The organism is Pseudomonas fluorescens, from assembly GCF_041354075.1.
Taxonomy (GTDB): domain Bacteria; phylum Pseudomonadota; class Gammaproteobacteria; order Pseudomonadales; family Pseudomonadaceae; genus Aquipseudomonas; species Aquipseudomonas fluorescens_CE.
Window position 1 is genome coordinate 1 of record NZ_JARZGC010000033.1, and the last position, 20,401, is coordinate 20,401.

17 protein-coding genes and 1 pseudogene are annotated in these 20,401 nt (G+C 61.7%); 13 read left to right on the plus strand and 5 right to left on the minus strand.

Going from position 1 to position 20,401, the window contains the following annotated elements:
* The 9 genes and pseudogenes from QIW53_RS25895 to QIW53_RS25935 form a co-directional block, all read left to right on the plus strand.
* Nucleotides 1–99, plus strand: a pseudogene (locus tag QIW53_RS25895) (electron transfer flavoprotein subunit alpha/FixB family protein); the annotation flags it as partial.
* Between the two features lie 99 nt (nt 100–198).
* Nucleotides 199–1,026 (plus strand): substrate-binding periplasmic protein, encoded by an 828-nt coding sequence (locus QIW53_RS25900; RefSeq protein ID WP_371052422.1) that lies wholly within the window; start codon nt 199–201, stop codon nt 1,024–1,026.
* Between the two features lie 9 nt (nt 1,027–1,035).
* Nucleotides 1,036–1,392, plus strand: coding sequence for a DUF4398 domain-containing protein (locus tag QIW53_RS25905; protein WP_371052423.1), 357 nt, complete (start codon nt 1,036–1,038; stop codon nt 1,390–1,392).
* Nucleotides 1,389–2,201, plus strand: coding sequence for an OmpA family protein (locus tag QIW53_RS25910; protein WP_371052424.1), 813 nt, complete (start codon nt 1,389–1,391; stop codon nt 2,199–2,201). The genes QIW53_RS25905 and QIW53_RS25910 overlap by 4 nt, the downstream gene beginning before the upstream one ends.
* 212 nt (nt 2,202–2,413) lie before the next feature.
* Nucleotides 2,414–3,853, plus strand: coding sequence for an aminotransferase-like domain-containing protein (locus QIW53_RS25915; RefSeq protein ID WP_371052425.1), 1,440 nt, complete (start codon nt 2,414–2,416; stop codon nt 3,851–3,853).
* Between the two features lie 91 nt (nt 3,854–3,944).
* Nucleotides 3,945–4,454 (plus strand): translation initiation factor 2, encoded by a 510-nt coding sequence (locus QIW53_RS25920; protein WP_371052426.1) that lies wholly within the window; start codon nt 3,945–3,947, stop codon nt 4,452–4,454.
* A 164-nt stretch (nt 4,455–4,618) separates the two neighbouring features.
* Nucleotides 4,619–4,873 (plus strand): YkgJ family cysteine cluster protein, encoded by a 255-nt coding sequence (locus QIW53_RS25925; protein WP_371052427.1) that lies wholly within the window; start codon nt 4,619–4,621, stop codon nt 4,871–4,873.
* Between the two features lie 40 nt (nt 4,874–4,913).
* On the plus strand, nt 4,914–5,519 hold the full coding sequence (locus tag QIW53_RS25930) for an START domain-containing protein (RefSeq protein ID WP_371052428.1): 606 nt from the start codon (nt 4,914–4,916) through the stop codon (nt 5,517–5,519).
* Nucleotides 5,520–5,885: 366 nt separating this feature from the next.
* Nucleotides 5,886–7,979 carry an LTA synthase family protein gene (locus QIW53_RS25935; protein WP_371052429.1) on the plus strand — a complete coding sequence of 698 codons (2,094 nt, stop codon included), beginning with the start codon at nt 5,886–5,888 and terminating at the stop codon, nt 7,977–7,979.
* 57 nt (nt 7,980–8,036) lie between these two features.
* Here QIW53_RS25935 and QIW53_RS25940 read toward each other — a convergent pair whose 3' ends face one another.
* Nucleotides 8,037–8,189: a DUF3309 family protein gene (locus tag QIW53_RS25940; protein ID WP_008034551.1), complete on the minus strand. Its 153-nt coding sequence runs from the start codon at nt 8,187–8,189 to the stop codon at nt 8,037–8,039.
* Nucleotides 8,190–8,474: 285 nt separating this feature from the next.
* Here QIW53_RS25940 and QIW53_RS25945 point away from each other — a divergent pair, with 285 nt between their 5' ends.
* From QIW53_RS25945 to csrA, 3 genes are all read left to right on the plus strand, one after another.
* The gene (locus QIW53_RS25945; RefSeq protein ID WP_371052430.1) at nt 8,475–9,290 is read left to right on the plus strand and encodes an SDR family oxidoreductase; all 816 of its coding nucleotides are present in this window, start codon (nt 8,475–8,477) and stop codon (nt 9,288–9,290) included.
* A 64-nt stretch (nt 9,291–9,354) separates the two neighbouring features.
* Complete coding sequence (locus tag QIW53_RS25950) at nt 9,355–9,687, plus strand: YnfA family protein (protein ID WP_371052431.1); 333 nt, start codon at nt 9,355–9,357, stop codon at nt 9,685–9,687.
* 142 nt (nt 9,688–9,829) lie between these two features.
* Nucleotides 9,830–10,015, plus strand: a complete 186-nt coding sequence (gene csrA, locus QIW53_RS25955) for a carbon storage regulator CsrA (protein WP_371052432.1) — start codon at nt 9,830–9,832, stop codon at nt 10,013–10,015.
* Nucleotides 10,016–10,020: 5 nt separating this feature from the next.
* Here the strand turns inward: csrA and QIW53_RS25960 are convergent, their stop codons facing one another.
* The 4 genes from QIW53_RS25960 to QIW53_RS25975 all read right to left on the minus strand — a co-directional run bounded on the left by QIW53_RS25960 (nt 10,021) and on the right by QIW53_RS25975 (nt 15,280).
* Nucleotides 10,021–10,248: a YheU family protein gene (locus QIW53_RS25960; RefSeq protein WP_056727184.1), complete on the minus strand. Its 228-nt coding sequence runs from the start codon at nt 10,246–10,248 to the stop codon at nt 10,021–10,023.
* A 191-nt stretch (nt 10,249–10,439) separates the two neighbouring features.
* Nucleotides 10,440–11,630: an osmoprotectant NAGGN system M42 family peptidase gene (locus QIW53_RS25965; RefSeq protein ID WP_371052433.1), complete on the minus strand. Its 1,191-nt coding sequence runs from the start codon at nt 11,628–11,630 to the stop codon at nt 10,440–10,442.
* A 125-nt stretch (nt 11,631–11,755) separates the two neighbouring features.
* Nucleotides 11,756–13,504, minus strand: a complete 1,749-nt coding sequence (gene ngg / locus QIW53_RS25970; protein WP_371052434.1) for an N-acetylglutaminylglutamine synthetase — start codon at nt 13,502–13,504, stop codon at nt 11,756–11,758.
* Between the two features lie 3 nt (nt 13,505–13,507).
* Complete coding sequence (locus QIW53_RS25975) at nt 13,508–15,280, minus strand: N-acetylglutaminylglutamine amidotransferase (protein WP_371052436.1); 1,773 nt, start codon at nt 15,278–15,280, stop codon at nt 13,508–13,510.
* Nucleotides 15,281–15,577: 297 nt separating this feature from the next.
* Here QIW53_RS25975 and QIW53_RS25980 point away from each other — a divergent pair, with 297 nt between their 5' ends.
* Nucleotides 15,578–20,401 (plus strand): NEL-type E3 ubiquitin ligase domain-containing protein, encoded by a 4,824-nt coding sequence (locus QIW53_RS25980; protein WP_371052437.1) that lies wholly within the window; start codon nt 15,578–15,580, stop codon nt 20,399–20,401.

The window sequence follows — 20,401 nt, forward strand, 5'->3', positions numbered from 1 at the left end:
ATCAACAAGGACGAAGAAGCGCCGATCTTCCAGGTGGCCGATTACGGCCTGGTGGCAGACCTGTTCGAAGCCATCCCGGAGCTCGAGAAGCTGGTCTAAACCCGCCGCTTGACCTATAAGAGAGCCCGACCTTCTGGTCGGGCTTTTTTTTGCTGTTGATTTTGCGTTTGCTTCTGCAGGACCGAACGGGGGATGACCATGGATCTGCGTTTGATATTGAGCGTGCTGGGATTGACGCTGTTACCCGGCCTGTCCGTTGCGGCAGGCAAGTGCGAGCGCCTGGTGGTCACCGGCAGCCCGGATGCGCCGCCGTACCTGTGGCAGGATCCGCAGGACCCCAAGCACCTGATTGGCGCCAGTGCCGACCTGCTGCAGCAGGTGGCAGGGGAGTTGGGGATCAAGGTCGAGTTGCTGTATGCCGGCAAGCGCGCCCAGGCCCTGGAAGAAGTGCGCAGCGGACGCATGGACATGCTGGCGGACGCACCCTTGACGATCAACGAGTTGCAGAGCCTGGACTACATCCATCCACCGCTGCTGGAAAACGATTACCTGGTCTGGACCCGCAAGGGCTCGTCGCTGGTCTACAACCAAGCGCAGGACCTTCACGGGCACCCCGGTGCGCTGTCGGAAAAATCCCGGGTTACCTCGGAATTTGCTTTGTTCGCCGAGCAGCATCTGGCCCTCGTGCGCACGGCGAACTTGACCCAGGCTTTTCAGAAGTTGTTGCTGGGGGAGGTGGAGTACGTGGTTGCCGGACGCTATTCGGGGATGGCAGTCGCGCAGACGTTGAGCATGGCCAATGACCTGGTGGCGCATCCGCAGCCGGTCGACAAACCCGGCCTGTTCCTGGCGGTTTCCCATAACTCGGCCTGCAACGATCCGTGGTTGCGCGGACAGCTGGCCAAAAAGATGACAGAATTGCCCGCGTCCGGACTGACGCAAGCCGCGCTGTTGCGCAACATCGAGCGCTGGAAGAACCAGCTCTCCCAACCGCCGCAGGCCCCCGTCAGTGCCTCAAAACAGTAGGGATTTTTTGTGAGTATTCGACCTCTTTTCGCTGCCGTGGCCGTTCTGGGCCTGGCGGGGTGTGCAGCCGATCCGGCCCCCAATGAACAGTTCCGCCTGACCGAGCAGGCTCTGGCGCAGGCCAAGGCGGTGGGCGCTTCCGCCGACGAGGTGGCGGAAATGAAACTGGCTGAGGACAAGTTCAGCCGAGCCCAGGGCGATATGGCCGATCAATCCTACAAGCATGCGCGGATGCGCTCTGAACAGGCCGAACTTGATGCACGCCTGGCCGAAGCCAAGGTCCTGACCCTCAAGAGCGAGGAGCAGTTGAAGGTGCTCAATGCCCGCATAACCCGACTGCGCAAGCAAGTGGGAGATGCCCAATGAACCTCGATACCAAGGTTGTCGGCGCTCTGATCCTGGCCGGTTGTGTCAGCCTGTCCGGCTGCGCCGGTCAGCGCAGCGAAGCCGCATTGCAGGACGCGGGCAACGATTTCCAGAAGGTCAAGGAAGACGCCAACGTGCTGCGTATCGCGCCAAAAGACGTGATCCGTGCCGGCGAATCCCTGGCGCGCGCCGATCGTTTGTCCAGTTACTGGGGCAGCGGTTCGGATGTGGTGCATTACGCCTACCTGAGCCGTCGCTACAGCGAAATCGCCCGGGAGCACACCAACCTGGTTCTCAATGAAGAGCGCGCGGCAAAACTCGAGCTCGAGCGCCAACGCCTGCAACTGGCACTGCGCGAGTCCAAGCTGTTCAGCGTGCAGCAGCAGGGCAAGTGGCTCGAAGAACAGATCGTCGCGCTTGCCACCACCCAGACCGACCGTGGCCTGGTGATGACCCTGGGCGATGTGCTGTTCGATACCGGTGAAGCGGAACTGAAAAACTCGGCCAACCGCGTGGTGTTGAAGATCGTCCAGTTCCTGCAGCTCAATCCCAAGCGCGTCGTACGCATCGAGGGTTATACCGACAGTACCGGTGGCCGGCAGGAAAACCTCAAGCTGTCCCGTGACCGTGCGCAGTCGGTGGCGGATGTGCTGGTGGACCTGGGCATTGACGACAAGCGTGTTCATGTCGAAGGCTACGGCGATCAATACCCGGTGGACGTGAACGCCACCGAACGGGGGCGCGCGCAGAACCGTCGGGTGGAAATCGTTTTTTCCGACGAAAAAGGCCAGCTCGGCGCCGCCCGCTGAGGTCGGCGTCTCTGGAAAACCCGGCCTACCCCGTCAGTGCCGGGTTTTTTTGCGCCTGCCAACTGCCTCACAGGCCGGGTGAAAGCAGTACAGATTTTGCTGACACTGCACTGTGCTGTCGACTATTGTGGTAACTGTCCCCGTACACTTTTAAACTGTTCCGGTATTGTTTCACACAAGAATAATATGCCCGTGAAATCGAGTGCTGCGTCATGACCAACCTCTTGCTGTACCAACGTATTGCTCAACAACTGGCCGAAGACATCCGCCGTGGTGTCTATCAACCGGGGGAGCGCGTGCCTTCGGTGCGCAAGATGAGCTCGCAGCTCAACGTCAGCCATGCCACGGTGTTGCAGGCCTACGCCAACCTCGAGGATCAGGGGCTGATCCGTGCCCGGCCGCAGTCGGGTTATTACGTGCACCAGACCCCGGCCCTGACGGCACCGACGCCGGATATCGCCCGGGTTGAGCGTCCGGGATTGGTCACGCGCAGCAGCATCATCCAGCAGGTGCTGGTCGAGTCGCGCCGTGAAGGGGTTTTCCCGCTGGGCGCGGCGGTGCCAAGCGTGGACTACCTGCCGGTGCGCGCGTTGCACCAGCAACTGGCCAAGGTCACCCGATTCCACAGCCCGCGGGCGTTCAGCTACATGTTCAGCCCCGGTTTCGAGCCGTTGCGCCGGCAGGTGGCGATTCGCATGCGCGATGCCGGTGTGGTGGTCGATCCGTCCGAGGTGGTGATTACCCATGGCTGCGTGGACGCGCTGCAGATGTCGCTGCGTGTGCTGACCCGCCCGGGCGATCTGATCGCCGCCGAGTCGCCGACCTATTACGGGTTGCTGCAACTGGCTGACCTGCTGGGCCTGAAAGTCATCGAGATCCCCAGCGATCCGGCCACCGGCATGAGCCTGGAAGCTTTGCAACTGGCGGCCAACCAATGGTCGATCAAGGCGCTGGTCCTGACCACGCGCCTGGGCAATCCGTTGGGCGGCACCATGCCTGAAGAGCGGCAGAAGCAACTGCTGCGCCTGGCGTCGGATTTTGATATCCAGGTCGTCGAGGACGACATCTACGGCGAGCTGATGTTCGAACAGGGCCGTACCAAGGCGCTCAAGGCCTATGACCGGCTGGATCGGGTGATCTATTGCTCAAGCTTTTCCAAGACCTTGTCGCCGGGTGTACGGATCGGCTGGATGATCGCCGGCAAGTATCAGCAGGAAATCCAGCGTTTGCAGACGTTCAGTACGCATTCCGCCTGCAGCGTCACGCAGATGGGTATCGCGGCCTATCTGGAAAATGGCGGTTACGACCGGCATCTGCGATTCATCCGCCAGGAATACCGCAAGAACCTCAGCGCCTTCCAGCTCGCGGTGCAGCAGTATTTCCCGGAAGGCACGCAGATGACCCGGCCAACGGGCGGTTTCATCCTGTGGGTGAGCCTGCCGGGCAGGGTCAACACCCAGGAGCTGCATGTGCGTGCCCTGCAACAAGGCATCAGCATTGCGCCGGGGCTGATTTTCAGTAACACCGAGCAATTCAATCACTGCATCCGGCTCAACTGCGGTACGCCGTGGAACCGCGAGGCCGAGCGGGCCTTGATGACCCTGGGCATGCTCGCCACACAACTGTGCCAGGAGACCACTGGCAGCTTTTGAAACAAGCTGCCCCCGGACCGAGCTTGTCTTGTGGCGTCCAACAAGCGAGCATACGGTCCTCTGCCGATGTGCCTTGAGCTGCGTAGGGTCCATGAAACCGATTTTTTCCTCTGTTTGCCTGGCGATCTGTCTGGCACTGACCGTCCAGGCGTCCGGCGTCATGGCGGCTTCCGCGCAGGAAAAACCGGCCGCGAGCGCGACCCCGGCAAAAAAAACGCCGGCCAAAAAGGCGGCCCCGGTCAAGAAAGCGATACCCGTCAAAAAGGCCACACCTGCCAAAACAAATGCCGCCAAGGTGAAAAAACGGCCGCCGATTGCCGCCAAGTCCAAACCCGCCAGTGAAATCGTGAAAACCCCGCTGCCTTCGGCGAACCTGGATTTGAGTCTGCCCGAAGACATGGCCGAGGAACTCAAGCCGAAGGGGACCGTGCCGTTGCCGCGCCACGACGGCGTGCTGCCGCAGATGTTCGGCGACAAGACCGGCAGCTCGCCGTTTCAGCTCAACGGGCGGTTGATCAGCAACGAGATGCAGCTGCAACTGCGAAACGAAGAGCGCCGTGAAGTGGAAGGCGCTGCACTCGAGTTCGAATTCAAGCGCTGATTGCCTGTCCTTTGTGACCCATGCCCCCGACGCTTTGTCGGAGACTGGTCAGTCACGTTCGAATCAGCATAAAAACCCGGCGCCAGGTAATTTAAAACGCCTGTTTAAGCCGCTATTCTGTGCCCGTCCATTAGTCCATCACCCGTCGCGAGGAGCCCGTCGCCATGAAATGCCGTGAAGGTTGTGGCGCCTGCTGCATTGCCCCCTCCATCAGTTCCGCCATCCCCGGCATGCCCAATGGCAAGGCCGCTGGAGAACGTTGCGCGCAGCTGTCGGTCGAAAACCTGTGCAATATCTTCGGCCAACCGGAGCGACCTGCGGTGTGCGCGGGCTTCAAGGCCGATGTCGAGGTCTGCGGCGCCAGCAGCGAAGAGGCGATCAGGCTGCTGGGCTGGTGGGAGCAAATGACGGCGGCATGATGGGTCCAACGACGGAACTTCAACAATAAGGAACAAGATTATGGGTTCGCTGCATCGAATGGCTGTGCTGTGCGGGTTGACGGTGGTGCTGGCAACCAGCGCCGCCCACGCCGAAGACTGGAAGGAAGCCCGGAACGAGGATGGCATCAAGGTGTCCTTGAGCGAAGTGCCCGGTTCCGACTACAAGGCTTACCAGGGCGTTGCCCTGATGAAAACCACCGTGGCCAAGTTGCGCGCCCTGCAGGATGACGTGGCGGGAGCCTGCACCTGGATCTACGAGTGCAAACAGCAGAAACTGCTCAAGCACGAAGGCGATCAGAGCTGGACCTACAGCCAGTTCAACACCCCATGGCCGGTGACCCCGCGTGATTCGGTCCTGCACGTCACCACCAGCGAAGGCGCCGATGGCAGCCTGACCCGCAAACTCGAAGGCGTGCCGAAGTTCATCCCTGAAGAAAAGGGGTTCGTGCGGGTCGCCAAGGTCGAGGGTTTCTGGAAATTCGTGCCCAAGGGTGACCAGGTCGAAGTGACCTACCAGGTTCACACCGAACCGGGCGGCAGCGTGCCGTCGATGGTTGCCAACAAGTTTGTGGTGGATGCGCCGTTCAATACCTTGAAAGCGTTGAAGGCCAAGGCCGAGAAGTAACTGCGCAGTACAACTGTAGGAGCGAGCATGTTCCGGGCGGCGTTCCGACGATGGACGAGAGAGCGCCGCTGGGTGTCAGGACTCCATCGTTATCGTTAACGACCATCGCGAGCGTGCTCGCTCCTACAGGAAAACCCCACGTCCGGCACTATTTTGTGTTTCCGCATATGCCTTGCACGAAATTTTCACAATCGCTCCAAGACAATTCGCCCGCGCTCATTTTGCCGCTCAGTTATCAATGGCATTGCTTCTGCTGATCGTGCAACATTTGCGCACCGCGCAAACCCCGGGGCCCGGTACGGGCCGATAGAGGGCAGGGCGCACCCGCCTTTTCGCAACTTCAACTTCCAAGGGTCCTAAAACGACATGGCAATCCCGGACGCCCTGAGTCAGCAGCGAGCCTCTAATCGCCTGCTGCAACCGACCGTCAAATCGCATCTGGCGTACACGCTGCTGTGCGCACTGGTCATGATGGTGATGTTCAGCCTGCTGCGCCTGGCGCTGCTGGTCTACAACCGCGAGATGATCCTCGACACCCCGGCCTCGACCTTTGTCGAAGCTTTCGCCAACGGCCTGCGTTTCGACCTGCGCCTGGTGGTTTACCTCAGCATTCCATTGGTGTTGGCCCTGTTCAGTGCCCGGGCCATGGCTGCGCGCGGGTTCTTCCGCCTCTGGCTGACCGTTGCGTCGAGCATCGCGCTGTTCCTTGGCCTGATGGAGATGGACTTCTATCGCGAGTTCCACCAACGCCTCAACGGCCTGGTTTTCCAGTATGTAAAGGAAGACCCGAAAACCGTGATGAGCATGCTCTGGTACGGTTTCCCGGTGGTTCGCTACGTGCTCGCCTGGGCCGTGGGGACGGTGATTCTGACCCTGGCGTTCAAGGGCGCCGACCGTGCGACCCGTCCTCGCGGGCCGTTCAGTGGTGGCAGCATCGGCGCGCGCCAGGTCGCTCCGTGGTACGCGCGCCTGGCGGTGTTCGTGGTCTGCCTGCTGATCTGCGTGGTCGCGGCTCGCGGTACCCTGCGCCAAGGTCCGCCGCTGCGTTGGGGTGATGTCTACACCACCGACTCGAACTTCGCCAACCAGTTAGGGCTCAACGGCACGCTGTCGCTGATCGCGGCAGCCAAGAGCCGGATGTCCGAGGACCGCGACAACATCTGGAAAGCCACGATTGAACAGCCGGTGGCCCAGCAGACCGTGCGCGACCTGCTGCTGACACCGAGCGACAAGCTGGTGGATGCCGAGACCGCTGCCGTGCGCCGCACTTACACGCCCAATACCGACAAGACCCTGCCGATCAAGAACGTCGTGGTGATCCTGATGGAGAGCTTCGCCGGTCACTCGGTCGGCGCGCTGGGACGTCCGGGCAACGTTACGCCGTACTTCGACAAGCTGTCGAAAGAAGGCCTGTTGTTCGACCGTTTCTTCTCCAACGGCACGCATACCCATCAGGGCATGTTCGCCACCATGGCCTGCTTCCCCAATCTGCCGGGTTTCGAATACCTGATGCAGACCCCGGAAGGCAGTCACAAGCTGTCCGGCCTGCCGCAACTGCTCAGCGCCCGCGACTATGACGATGTGTATGTCTACAACGGCGACTTCGCCTGGGACAACCAGTCGGGCTTCTTCAGCAACCAGGGCATGACCAACTTCATCGGGCGTAACGACTTCGTCAACCCGGTGTTCTCCGATCCGACGTGGGGCGTGTCCGACCAGGACATGTTCGATCGCGGCCTGGAAGAGTTGAAGGCCCGCGACGGCCAGGACAAGAAACCCTTCTATGCCTTGCTGCAAACCCTGTCCAACCATACGCCATACGCCTTGCCGACACCCTTGCCGGTCGAGCGTGTGACCGATCGTGGCAGCCTCAACGAGCATTTGACCGCCATGCGCTACTCCGACTGGGCGCTGGGTCAGTTCTTCGAGAAGGCGCGCAAGGAGCCGTACTTCAAGGAAACGCTGTTCGTGGTCGTCGGCGACCATGGTTTCGGCAACGAGCAGCAGATCACCGAAATGGACCTGGGCCGCTTCAACGTTCCAATGCTGCTGATCGGGCCGGGCGTCCAGGACAAGTTCGGCCAGGTTGACCACACCGTAGGCACCCAGATCGACATCGTGCCGACCATCATGGGGCGTATCGGTGGGGATGTGCTTCACCAGTGCTGGGGCCGTGACCTGCTGAACCTGCCGGAAGGCGACAAGGGCTTTGGCGTGATCAAGCCGTCGGGCAGTGACCAGACGGTTGCGTTGCTCACCGCCGACCGCGTGTTGGTGCTGCCGAAGGAAATGGAACCCAAGCTGTATCAGTACCAGTTGGGCGCCAATCCCAAAGGTGAGCTGATCCCGGCGTCGGCCGATGAAGGCGCGCTCAGGAAGAAGCTTGAGTCGTTTATCCAGACGGCGACCAAGAGCCTGATCGATAACACCGCCGGTGTGGTTGACGGCAAGCCGGACTAAGTTCCCGGCGCAATAAAAAAGAGGCCCTTCACAGGGCCTCTTTTTTTATCGGTCGTTTTATATCTTGCCGAGCAACAGCAGGATCAACAGCACCACCAATACCACGCCGATGATACCCGATGGGCCGTAACCCCAACTTCTGGAGTGAGGGAAGACCGGCAGGCCGCCTACCAGCAGGAGGATCAGAATAATAATTAGGATTGTGCCCATGTCTAGTTCCTTGTTGGAAGTATTCGGGAGTTACTTGGTATTCAGTTATCAGCTGGACTGCAACAAACCCAAGCTGCTTACAAAGTCCGACTGTCGCGAATGAAAGAAAATTCCATGTTTTTTTAATGTTTTTCGAAGGCAGGCTTATTTCGTTTTAACGAGCCAAGTTAGCGCGCACCTGTCCGTGGTTTGTTCGGGCTATTCAGCAATCTGATGGAGCGTGGGTTGATCAGGGACCTTCGCTACACTCGACGAATCTTCCCCGGAACAACAAGGCTGTTTGCTATGCAAAATCGCATGATGATCACTGGCGCAGGCTCGGGCCTGGGTCGCGAAATCGCACTGCGCTGGGCGCGCGAAGGCTGGCGGCTGGCCTTGTCCGATGTCAGCGAGCCCGGCTTGCAGGAAACCCTGAAACGGGTTCGCGAAGCCGGTGGCGACGGCTTCATTCAGCGCTGCGACGTGCGCGATTACAGTCAATTGACCGCGTTTGCCCAGGCCTGCGAAGTGAAGTTCGGTGGCATCGACGTCATCGTCAACAACGCGGGTGTCGCCTCGGGCGGGTTCTTCAGCGAACTGTCGCTGGAAGACTGGGACTGGCAGATCGCGATCAACCTGATGGGCGTGGTCAAAGGCTGCAAGGCGTTTCTGCCGCTGCTGGAGAAAAGCAAGGGCAAGATCATCAACATCGCCTCGATGGCTGCCTTGATGCAGGGCCCGGCCATGAGCAACTACAACGTGGCCAAGGCCGGCGTCGTGGCACTGTCGGAAAGCCTGCTGGTCGAACTGGCGCAGCAGGAAGTCGGCGTGCACGTGGTGTGTCCGTCGTTCTTCCAGACCAATCTGCTGGACTCGTTCCGTGGCCCGACGCCCGCGATGAAAGCCCAGGTGGGCAAGCTGCTGGAGAGTTCGCCGATCACCGCCAGCGATATCGCCGATTACATCTACCGGCAAGTGGCTGCTGGCGAATTCATGATCCTGCCCCACGAGCAGGGGCGCATGGCCTGGGCGCTCAAGCAGAAGAACCCGCAATTGCTCTACGATGAAATGACCGCCATGGCCGACAAAATGCGCGCCAAGGCGAGACAAACCGCAGGTTGAACTTGCCCCTTGCCAGTGTCCTCGTTAGGGTGGCCGCCATCGGTCACCCTGCGAGACGCCTGGCATGCTCAATTACCTGTGGTTCTTCCTCGCCGCGCTGTTTGAAATCGCTGGCTGCTTTGCCTTCTGGATGTGGTTGCGCCAGGGCAAAAGTGTTTGGTGGGTCGCGCCAGCGCTGCTCAGCCTGACCTTGTTCGCCCTGTTGCTGACCCGTGTCGAGGCGACTTACGCCGGGCGTGCTTACGCAGCCTACGGTGGTATCTACATCATTGCTTCGATTGGCTGGCTGGCGGTCGTCGAGCGGATTCGTCCCCTGGGTTCGGACTGGATCGGTGTGGCGCTGTGCGTGATCGGCGCGAGCGTCATCCTGTTCGGCCCACGTTTTTCCGCGTCTTGAAGTTTCGCTCAACTTTGTCGGACGTTTCCTAGGGAGTCGTTCGTTTAGCGCTGTAGGGCGAGACTGTTTTGCTCCCGCTGCATTGAAGCCCCGCTACACACCGGGCATCTTCAGGGCTCGATAACCCTGGAGGACGAATGCCATGCTTGTACTCAGCCGCGTTGTGGGTGAAATGATTTCCATCGGTGACGACATTTCCCTGCGCATTATGGCCGTCAACGGAAACAACGTGCGCTTCGGCATCGAAGCGCCCAAAAGTGTCGCGGTGCACCGCGCCGAAGTTCACCAACGGATCCAGGCCAAGCGGGAGAAAACCGAGGCGAGCTGAAGCCGTCAGTCAAACAGGTGCTTGGGCACGTCGTGCTTGAGCATCAGTTGGCATTGCTCGCTTTCGGGATCGAACACGATCAGCGCCTGGCCCTTGGTCAGCGCCTGGCGAACTCGCAGCACGCGAGTTTCCAGCGGGGTGTCGTCGCCGTTGTCCGTGCCGTCGCGTGTCACGAAGTCTTCGATGAGGCGGGTCAGGGTGTCGACTTGAAGTTGGTCGTGGGGGATCAGCATGGGCACCTCGGGTTAGCAGTGGTGCGATGCTACGGTGAATGGAGGATTGCGGCTAGTTTCAGTCGATGGGGTGATGTTCCGCCGCCATCGCCGGACCGCCGCCCCAAGCAAACTCGCTCCCACTGCAGGAGCGGGCTTGCTCCGGGCGGCGTTCCGACGATAGGGCCAGATCAGGCAAGACGAATGTCAGATCAGCTCTCCGACCGCTGCCCCACGAGGCTATCCACCGACGGCACTCGTGTATCGCTTTCCATCTGCGTGTCATGTTCGATCTGATGACTGAACCGGTCCAGCGACCCTTTGGCCGGTTGTGCATCGCTGGCGAACACCGGTGGGCTGAGGATGTACGCGCCAAGCAGGCGACTGAGGGCGGCCAGGCTGTCGATGTGGGTGCGTTCGTAGCCATGGGTGGCGTCGCAGCCGAAGGCGAGCAGGGCTGTGCGGATGTCGTGGCCGGCGGTGACCGCCGAGTGGGCATCGCTGAAGTAGTAGCGGAACAGGTCGCGGCGCACCGGTAGCTCGTTGTCGCTGGCCAGGCGCAGCAGGTGGCGGGACAAGTGGTAGTCGTAAGGCCCGCCGGAATCCTGCATCGCCACGCTGACGGCATGCTCGCTGGAATGCTGGCCCTGGGCGACCGGGGCAATGTCGATGCCGACGAACTCGCTGACATCCCAGGGCAGTGCAGCAGCGGCACCGCTGCCGGTTTCTTCGGTGATGGTGAACAGCGGATGACAGTCGATCAGCGGTTCTTCACCGCTGTCGACAATCGCCTTGAGCGCTGCCAGCAATGCAGCAACACCAGCCTTGTCATCCAGGTGCCGGGCGCTGATGTGGCCGCTTTCGGTGAACTCGGGCAGCGGGTCGAAGGCCACGAAGTCACCGACGCTGATCCCCAGTGAATCGCAATCGGCGCGGGTCGCGCAGTAGGCGTCCAGACGCAGTTCGACGTGGTCCCAACTGATGGGCATCTCGTCGATGGCGGTGTTGAAGGCGTGCCCGGAAGCCATCAGCGGCAGCACGCTGCCACGAATCACGCCGTTGTCGGTGAACAGGCTGACGCGGCTGCCTTCGGCAAAGCGACTCGACCAGCAGCCGACCGGTGCCAGGGTCAGGCGACCGTTGTCCTTCACCGCGCGAACGGCGGCACCAATGGTGTCCAGGTGAGCGGAGACGGCGCGGTCGGGACTGTTTTTCTTGCCCTTGAGCGTGGCGCGGATGGTGCCGCGACGGGTCATTTCGAACGGAATGCCCAGCTCTTCAAGACGCTCGGCCACATAGCGCACGATGGTGTCGGTGAAGCCGGTCGGGCTCGGGATGGCGAGCATTTCCAGCAGGACTTTTTGCAGGTAGTTGAGATCCGGTTCGGGAATATTGCTGGTCATGGAAACTCCTGATCGATGTTTCTATGAGGGGGATGCGGCGCCTGTCAGGCCGTCTCTCGAGCAAGCGGGCTCCCCTTTGTGGGAGCGAGCCTGCTCGCGATGGCGTCAGCCCCGCCGCCCCATGATTAACAGGCCACCGACTGGCTGTGTGGAAACAGCAAATCGACGAACCGTTCCGCCGTGGGCTGAGGTTCGTGGTTGGCCAGTCCGGCGCGTTCGTTGGCTTCGATGAAAACATAGTCGGGCTGGCCCGCCGCCGGCACCATCAGGTCGAGGCCGACCATCGGAATATCCAGCGCCCGCGCGGCGCGGATGGCGGCATCGACCAGGGTCGGGTGCAGGATCGCGGTGACGTCCTCAAGCACGCCACCTGTATGAAGATTCGCCGTCCGCCGTACGAATAGATGCTCGCCGGCGGGCAGGATACTGTCGTAGTCGTAACCGGCGGCGTGCAGGGTGCGTTCGGTTTCGTGGTCCAGCGGGATCTTGCTCTCGCCACCCGTCGCCGCCTGGCGGCGTCGGCTTTGGGCCTCGATCAGGGCACGGATGGAATGCTGACCATCACCGACCACTTCCGCCGGCCGGCGAATGGCGGCGGCGACCACCTCGAAGCCGATCACCAGGATCCGCAGGTCGAGGCCTTCATGGAAACTCTCCAGCAGTACCCGGCCGTCGAACGCGCGGGCGGCTTCGATGGCCTGCTGCACCTCTTCGATGGTGCGCAAATCCACGGCCACGCCCTGGCCCTGTTCGCCATCCAGCGGTTTGACCACCACCCGCTCGTGCTCGTCGAGGAACGCCAGGTTGTCATCGGCATTGGCCGCGAGTTGTTGTGCGGGCAGATTCAGGCCGGCGTTTTTCAGCACTTTGTGGGTCAGGCTCTTGTCCTGGCACAGGCTCATGCTGATGGCGCTGGTCAGGTCGCTCAGGGATTCGCGGCAACGCACGCGTCGGCCGCCATGGACCAGGGTGAACAGACCCGCCTCGGCGTCATCTACCTGCACCTCGATGCCACGCCGGTGCGCTTCGTCGACGATGATCCGCGCATAGGGGTTGAACGCCGCTTCCGGACCGGGACCGAGGAACAACGTCTGATTGATCCCGTTCTTGCGCTTGATGGCGAAGGTCGGGAGGTTGCGAAAACCGAGCTTGGCGTACAGGTTCTTCGCCAGGCGATTGTCATGCAGCACGGACAGGTCCAGGTAGCTCAGCCCCCGGCTCATGAAATGCTCGATCAAGTGACGCACCAGCACTTCGCCAACGCCGGGTCGCGAACAGTGCGGGTCGACAGCCAGGCACCAGAGACTGCTGCCGTGCTCCGGATCGTTGTAGGCCTTGTGATGATTGAGGCCCATCACGCTGCCGATCACCGCGCCGCTGTCGTCGTCCTCGGCCAGCCAGTACACCGGGCCGCCCCGATGATGCGGGGTCAGCAGGGTGGGGGCGATGGGCAGCATGCCGCGTGCCTGGTACAGCTGGTTGATCGCCTGCCAGTCCGCCTCGCTTTGGGCGCGGCGAATGCGGAAACCACGAAAGACGCGGGTGGCCTGGCGGTAATCGCTGAACCACAGGCGCAGGGTGTCGGACGGGTCGAGGAACAGCTGCGCCGGCTCAAGCCCCAGGACTTGCTGGGGGGCGGCAACGTACAGGGCAATGTCGCGTTCGCCGGGCTGCTCGTTGAGCAATTCCCCGGCGAGGCTCGCCGGGTCCGGGAAGGTGTGGCCGATCAGCAGCCGACCCCAGCCGCAATGCACGGCAATCGGAGTGGCGGCCAACTCGCTGCCGTCTTCGGCCAGGCGCGCCTGCAAGCGTTCGTAGGACGGTGCCTGACCGCGCAACAGGCGTTGGCTGTACGCCGTGGCGTGAGGTTTCATCGATCAGATTCCTTGTTCGCTGAGCCACAGGTTCAAAGCCGCCAGTTGCCACAGCTTGGAGCCGCGCAGTGGGGTCAACTGACCTTGTGGGTCGGTCAGCAGACGGTCGAGCATTGCCGGGTTGAACAGGCCACGGTCCTGGCTCGGGTCCAGCAGCAGTTCGCGCACCCAGTTCAGCGTGTCACCCTGCAGATGCTTGAGGCCCGGTACCGGGAAGTAACCCTTCTTGCGATCGATCACTTCACTTGGAATCACCAGGCGCGCCGCTTCTTTCAACACCTGCTTGCCGCCGTCGGGCAGCTTGAATTTGCCCGGCACCCGCGCCGACAGTTCCACCAGGCGATAGTCGAGGAACGGCGTGCGCGCCTCCAGGCCCCAGGCCATGGTCATGTTGTCGACGCGCTTGACCGGGTCGTCCACCAGCATCACGGTGCTGTCCAGGCGCAAGGCCTTGTCCACCGCCGCGTCGGCGCCTGGCTGTGCGAAATGTTCTTTCACGAAATCACCGGCGGCGTCATTCGCCGTCAGCCATTTCGGCTGCACGGTGGCGGCGTAATCCTCGTAGCTGCGGTCGAAAAACGCCTCGCGATAGGCCGCATAGGGGTCGGCTGCGCCATCGACCTGCGGATACCAGTGATAACCGGCGAACAACTCGTCCGCACCTTGTCCGCTCTGGACCACCTTGCAATGCTTGGCCACTTCCCGGGACAGCAGGTAGAAGGCGATGCAGTCATGGCTGACCATCGGCTCGCTCATGGCGTGGAAGGCTGCCGGCAGTTGCTCGATGATTTCCTTCTCGTCGATGCGCAGTTGATGATGCTGTGTGCCGTAGTGTCGGGCGATCAGGTCCGAATACTGGAATTCGTCGCCGCGTTCGCCACCGGCATCCTGGAAACCGATGGAGAAGGTCGAGAGGTTTTCCACGCCGACTTCACGCAACAGCCCGACCAGCATGCTCGAGTCGACGCCGCCGGACAGCAGCACGCCGACATCGACCGCCGCCCGTTGGCGGATGGCCACGGCCTCGCGGGTGCTGTCGAGCACGCGGTCGCGCCAGTCTTCCAGCGTCAGGTTCATCTCATCGGCCCGGGGCCCGTAGGGCAGGGTCCACCAGGTTTTCTGTTCGGTACGGCCATCGGCCTCGATGCGCATCCAGGTGGCCGGTGGCAGTTTTTCGATGCCCGCCAGCAAGGTGCGTGGCGCCGGGACCACGGCGTGGAAGTTCAGATAGTGATTGAGCGCCACCGGGTCGAGGATGGGGTTGATATCACCGCCCTTGAGCAAGGCAGGCAGCGCCGAGGCAAAGCGCAGGCGCTGGCCGGTACGCGACAGGTACAGCGGCTTCACGCCGAGACGGTCGCGGGCGATGAACAGGCGCTTGGCATCACGTTCCCAGATGGCGAAGGCGAACATGCCGTTGAGCTTGGGCAGCAATGCCTCGCCCCAGGCATGGAAGCCCTTGAGCAGCACTTCGGTGTCGCCACCGGAATAAAAGGCATAGCCAAGGCTTTCCAGCTCGGCGCGCAGTTCGGGGAAGTTATAGATCGCGCCGTTGAAGGCCAGGGACAGGCCCAGTTGATGGTCAATCATCGGCTGCGCGGAGCCGTCCGACAGGTCCATGATTTTCAGGCGACGATGGCCCAGGGCAATCGGTCCCTGGCTGTGAAAACCCCAGGCGTCGGGGCCGCGAGGGGCCAGGTGATGGGTGATTCGTTCAACGGCTGCAAGGTCCGCAGGTTGATGATCAAAGCGTAACTCGCCAGCTAATCCGCACATAAAGTCCTTACCGGTTTTTCCGTTGGGGAGGGTCATTCGGCACCCGGCCGCAACGGCGGGTACTCAGAAACTGACCTGTGCAGATTTCAGGAGTTTTAGATCGATAAGTAATAAGGGGCACTGCTCGGACGAATGGAGCACCTGCCACACGGACGTTTCGCCCAGGCGGTAATTACTGCTGGGACGCATGCGAGTAGTTGTTCGATCAGCCTCCGATTCCACTCGATATTCGAATTATCTTTTGCCGCAAGAGGTCCCGTAGGCTGACGGAACCTGAACGCAATAAGGATATTGCTCATGCCCTCAACCCAAGGCGCGACGCCTGCCGTCGCCACTTTCACCCCGGCCCATCGACTCCAGGCATTGCTGGAACACACCGCCGATCTGGACAAGGCGCAAACCCTGCACCGCGCCATTCCAGCGTGGCTGGCCTACGCCGATCTGGGGGTGATGCAGGCGCTCAAGGCGGCTTTTGCCCAGAGCGAGCTCTTGCATCCCAAAGCCGCCAAGGCACTGTGCAAACTCAAACCCCTGGACCTGTTCTGCCGGGAACACCTGACGCGCTTTCTCAAGGAGAAATGGTCGGTCACCGTGGATGTCGATCGCGACACGCTGGAGATCGTCAAACGCTCGCTGGCCATCACGACCGTGCCAGGGATCATCGGACTCGACGGTATTGTCACCACCACCTCGCGCACCTTGCTTCACGCCGCCATGGAAAATTTCACCGTGGACCAGGCGCGCAGTGGCGGTTTCTCGGACAGCTCCTCCATCAAGCTCAATTCGAAGGCGCAACAGGGACCCGAGATCACCCCAAGTCGATTTGCCGAACTGTGCCGGGAGCTGGACCTGGGGGGAAAATACCAGCGGCACATCGATCAGGTATTTACCCTGCCGGCCAAGACCCCAGCAAACGCATCGGACGATGAGCAGGCCAGCGCTGCCGATATCCGGCGGTTGAAATTGCTTGATATGGAAGTGGCGACGCATATCGCCTACCTGAAGAAAGACATCAGTGACGCGGTGTACAAGATGATGTCCAGCGTCATTGCGCAGGATGTGCCTGCCTTTCAAACCCGCGACGCAGTCTTCGATGGCTCGGCGGTGATCTGGCAAGGTTTGAAGATCCACGGGGCCTGTATTTGTGGCGCGCTGGTGTTCAGCAAGGTGTCCATCGACAGCGCGCCGCAGGCCAGGTGTGTGGTGTACCTGCCGAACGAGCCCCGGCGGCCACTGTATGAATACGCCTCGCTGGATGAATTCAAGGTCTACCTGACGCTCAAGCTGCAGAGCAAGAGCTATCGGGCGTTCTTCGCCAGGCAATACCTGCACGGGCACGACAAGACGGATTTTTTTGCCGAATTCGACAAGGACAAAACCCTCGGTACGCTGACGGCGGCCTCGGCCACCTGCGTATCCGATTTCCTCTTCAGTGCCCTGGTCAGCAAGGCTCAGGAAGATGCCCGCATCCTCGCGATCCCGACCTCCGAGGTCGATGAAGCGCAGCGCGAGAAGACCCTTCAGCAGGTGCTCGATGGCACGCTTATGTTGCTGAACCTGGCGTCTTTTTTTGTCCCGGCGCTGGGGCTGGTGATGGCGGCCACCGCCGCTGTCGATCTGGTCAGCGAGGTCTACGAAGGCGTGGAAGACTGGGCCCATGGTGAGCGCAGCAAAGCGCTCTCCCACCTGATGAATGTCGTGGAAAACGTGACGCAGATGGCGGCCTTCGCGGTCGGCGGTAAAGTCGTGTCGAACGTGTTGCGGCGAAGCATGCAGGAGCAGACGGCTTTTTTCGACGGCTTCGAAGCCGTGACCCGTGCAGATGGCAAACCCCGGTTGTGGAAGCCCGAACTTGCGCATTACAGGCAGCCGTCACCGCTGCCCAAGAGCTCGCAGGCCGACGCCGACGGCTTCCATCAGCACGGCGGGCGCACCTCGGTGGTCATGGACGGTGGGGTGTATCAGGTGGCTCGTGATTCGAAGGATCAGGCCTGGCGGCTGAAACACCCGTCCCGCCCGGACGCCTATCAGCCGGCGATCGAGCGCAACGTCGAGGGCGGCTGGCGCCTGGTCCATGAATACGGGGACGAATGGCCCGACAGCGCCTATGCTCTGAAGCGCACGGCAGCGCGTTTCGGCCGTTTTTCCCACCGCGAACTGACCCAGATCGCCGACATCACCGGTCTGTCGCCCGCGCAGTTATATCGCCTGCATGAAAGCAAGCTGCCCTTGCCCGCACGGCTCGATGACTGTGCCGAGCGCTTCAGGCTGAACCGCAACATCAGCGCGCTGATCGCGGCCATCGCCCGTGATGACATCGCCAACAGCGCTTTTGCAACGGAGCAACTGCACACCCTGCCCAGGCTCGCCGGTTGGCCGAAACAGCGCTTCATCGAAGTGCTCGATGCCCAGGACCGAGTGGTCAATCGCTTCCCGGAGACGGCGCCGCACAATGATGACATCAACAGCGTGCACGTCTCGCAAGCGCAATTGAGCGCCGGCAAACTGCTCGATACGGTGATCAGCGGACTCTATCCCCATGAAGTGGAAAACATCATCGGCCCGGTGACCACACAGTCCAGGGCGAGCCTGCTGGCCAAGCGCATCGCCGCAACGCTGCAGGCCGATCGGCGGCCGCTGCTCGATGCGCTGTATAAAACCTGGGACGGCAGCGCCGGCGCCGAGGTCGCCAGGTTGCGCGAACAGGCCCGCGAGCTTCCGGTCAGGGTCGGCCAGGCGTTGTTGGACCATGCATCCGCCAGGGACCGGACGCTGCTGCGTGAAAACAGGACTCTGGGCGTCGACCTTGCGCGCCAGGTCAGGGAGGCAGTGTTTGACATCCGCCAGGATCGCGCGCTCATGGGGCTGCACCTGCCGGAGCTGGCGAATGCCGACACCGACTCCTTGACCCTCGGTTTGATGGAGAACGTGCAAGGCTGGGACGACGACTTTCGCCTGGAACTGCGCCAGGGATCAGTCACCGGCCGCTTGCTGCAAAGCGTTGGCAGAGCGGATGCGACCTCATGTGCAACCATCGTCAAGGCGCCCAGCGGCTACAGGGTCACCCACACCAGCGGCAACGTCTCCTCCACCCTGGCCAGTGAAACGCTGCTCGGAGCCATCGTCGATGCAGTGCCGGCCAGCCAGCGCACGCGCCTTGGGTTCAGCGGCAACGATGGGCAGGATGCCGTGACCTTGCGCACTCGCCTGGCCAAGGCCGGTACCCGCGATCTGGCGCGTACCGCGCAGGTGCTTCGGGGGGAGCGCAGCGAGCTGCCGCCACACCTTGCCGCCTGCGTCCTGGCCGATCCTCCCGTGGCGAAGCCCTACGCCAAGAGCTTGATCCGCCAGGTCCGCAAACTCTATCCGCTGTTCAGCGATGCCCAGGTTTCACGGTTCCTGGATGAAGCCGGCAGTACCCCGATGATGCGGGTGACCCGGCTCAAGGAACTGGGGGAGCAGTTGCAGAAACTGCAAGCGGTGTTGCTGGCCTGGCGTGAGGACGAGGCGGCGATGAAGAAGCTGCCGGGGCAGTTCAACGATATCCGTGTCAGCCGTCGCCAGGTCGCTGCCGCCATCGAGAACTGCTGGCGCCGGGTGACTCCACCGCGCTGGCCGCAGGAGCAGCCGTTCACCACGCTGAGGCTTGAGCGTAACCCGGTGGGGCCGCTGCCGACCCTGACCGAGCAGGACGTCGCCCACGTGCGCAGCCTGTCGATCAAGGACATGCAGGCCGGCGATGAATTGGCGTATTTTCTCAAGCCGTTCAAAAGCCTGGTCAATCTGGAACTGGACCGCAACCACCTCACGCGCCTGCCCGAAGCGCTGTCGCACATGCCCGGCCTTCAGCACCTGAGCGTCAACGACAACCGACTGGCCCTGACCGAACACACGCTGCGCAAGCTTGCGGACCTGCGTGGCTTGCGCACCCTGGGACTCAGCGGCAATCGTCTCGGCGCGACACCGGATGTGAGCAAGATGGCCAACCTGCAATCGTTGTTCCTCGCCAATACCCATGCCACGGAACTGCCCATCGGGTTGTCACGCCTGGGTTACCTGGACATGGTCGACCTGCGCGGCAACGAGATCCGTACGCTGCCGACCTGGTTGTTCGACATGCCGCGGCGATTCGCCGAGACCCTCAATTTGCGGCATAACCCGTTGTCGGTCTCGAGCCTGGTGGCGCTGGGTAATTACCGCAGTCGGACCGGTGTCGGCATGGGGCATCTGGAAAATGACACGCGGGTGATCAATGAGCAGGTGGCGCGGGACCTGTGGATGGACAACCCCGCCGAAGCCACCTATGGCGCGCGCAATCGCAGCTGGCTGGCCCTGAAAAACGAGCCACATGCCAGCGGCTTCTTTCAGTTGCTGGCAGAAGTCGGAAGCTCTGCGGACAGCCATTACGTGCGTGAAGACATGACTCGGCGGGTCTGGAGCGTGATCGAGGCGCTCGAGTCCGATGCGCATTTGCGTGATCAGCTGCTGTCGATGGCCGTGAAAGCCAATTGCGCGGATTCGGCGGCGACGATCTTCAGCAACATCGAAGTGGCGGTGAAGATCGATGCCGTGAGTCGCCAGGCCGGCAATATTCACGATCACGCGGCACGGTTGTTGGGCCTGGGACGGCGCTTGTTTCGCCACGACTACCTGGCAAGGATTGCCCGGGAACGGGTGGCCGCCGATGCCAAACTCGATCCGGTGGAGGTGGAACTGGCCTACCGTGTGGGGCTGGCGGACAGGCTCGATCTGATCGGGCAACCTCGGCACATGCGCTATTCATCGGCCAGCGGCGTGAGGACCAGTGATCTGAACGTGGCGTACAACCGGGTGATCAGCGCCGAAATGTCCACTGAACTGCTCAAATACCTCAGCGAACGCAGCTTTTGGGTCGATTTCCTGCGCCAGCATCACGCTGAACGGTTCCTTGAGCTCGCCGCGCCGTTTCACCAGCACATGGAGCAGGCGTTCGCCAGCCAGGACACCCTTGGGGACCGGTATCACGGACAGGTCGACGGCATTGCCGCCGAGCTGCAACAAGGTGAAACCCGGCTGTTGCGGCGCCTGACCGAAGAAGCCATGAAGGCCGAGGAGCTCAAGACCTGCTTTGCACTGGATTGA

Bases quoted from the DNA above. Each gene is read 5' to 3' on its own strand.
- QIW53_RS25900 (WP_371052422.1), top strand. From the start codon at position 199: ATGGATCTGCGTTTGATATTGAGCGTGCTGGGATTGACGCTGTTACCC.
- QIW53_RS25910 (WP_371052424.1), top strand. From the start codon at position 1,389: ATGAACCTCGATACCAAGGTTGTCGGCGCTCTGATCCTGGCCGGTTGT.
- QIW53_RS25915 (WP_371052425.1), top strand. From the start codon at position 2,414: ATGACCAACCTCTTGCTGTACCAACGTATTGCTCAACAACTGGCCGAA.
- QIW53_RS25920 (WP_371052426.1), top strand. From the start codon at position 3,945: ATGAAACCGATTTTTTCCTCTGTTTGCCTGGCGATCTGTCTGGCACTG.
- QIW53_RS25925 (WP_371052427.1), top strand. From the start codon at position 4,619: ATGAAATGCCGTGAAGGTTGTGGCGCCTGCTGCATTGCCCCCTCCATC.
- QIW53_RS25930 (WP_371052428.1), top strand. From the start codon at position 4,914: ATGGGTTCGCTGCATCGAATGGCTGTGCTGTGCGGGTTGACGGTGGTG.
- QIW53_RS25935 (WP_371052429.1), top strand. From the start codon at position 5,886: ATGGCAATCCCGGACGCCCTGAGTCAGCAGCGAGCCTCTAATCGCCTG.
- QIW53_RS25940 (WP_008034551.1), bottom strand. From the start codon at position 8,189: ATGGGCACAATCCTAATTATTATTCTGATCCTCCTGCTGGTAGGCGGC.
- QIW53_RS25945 (WP_371052430.1), top strand. From the start codon at position 8,475: ATGCAAAATCGCATGATGATCACTGGCGCAGGCTCGGGCCTGGGTCGC.
- QIW53_RS25950 (WP_371052431.1), top strand. From the start codon at position 9,355: ATGCTCAATTACCTGTGGTTCTTCCTCGCCGCGCTGTTTGAAATCGCT.
- csrA (WP_371052432.1), top strand. From the start codon at position 9,830: ATGCTTGTACTCAGCCGCGTTGTGGGTGAAATGATTTCCATCGGTGAC.
- QIW53_RS25960 (WP_056727184.1), bottom strand. From the start codon at position 10,248: ATGCTGATCCCCCACGACCAACTTCAAGTCGACACCCTGACCCGCCTC.
- QIW53_RS25965 (WP_371052433.1), bottom strand. From the start codon at position 11,630: ATGACCAGCAATATTCCCGAACCGGATCTCAACTACCTGCAAAAAGTC.
- ngg (WP_371052434.1), bottom strand. From the start codon at position 13,504: ATGAAACCTCACGCCACGGCGTACAGCCAACGCCTGTTGCGCGGTCAG.
- QIW53_RS25975 (WP_371052436.1), bottom strand. From the start codon at position 15,280: ATGTGCGGATTAGCTGGCGAGTTACGCTTTGATCATCAACCTGCGGAC.
- QIW53_RS25980 (WP_371052437.1), top strand. From the start codon at position 15,578: ATGCCCTCAACCCAAGGCGCGACGCCTGCCGTCGCCACTTTCACCCCG.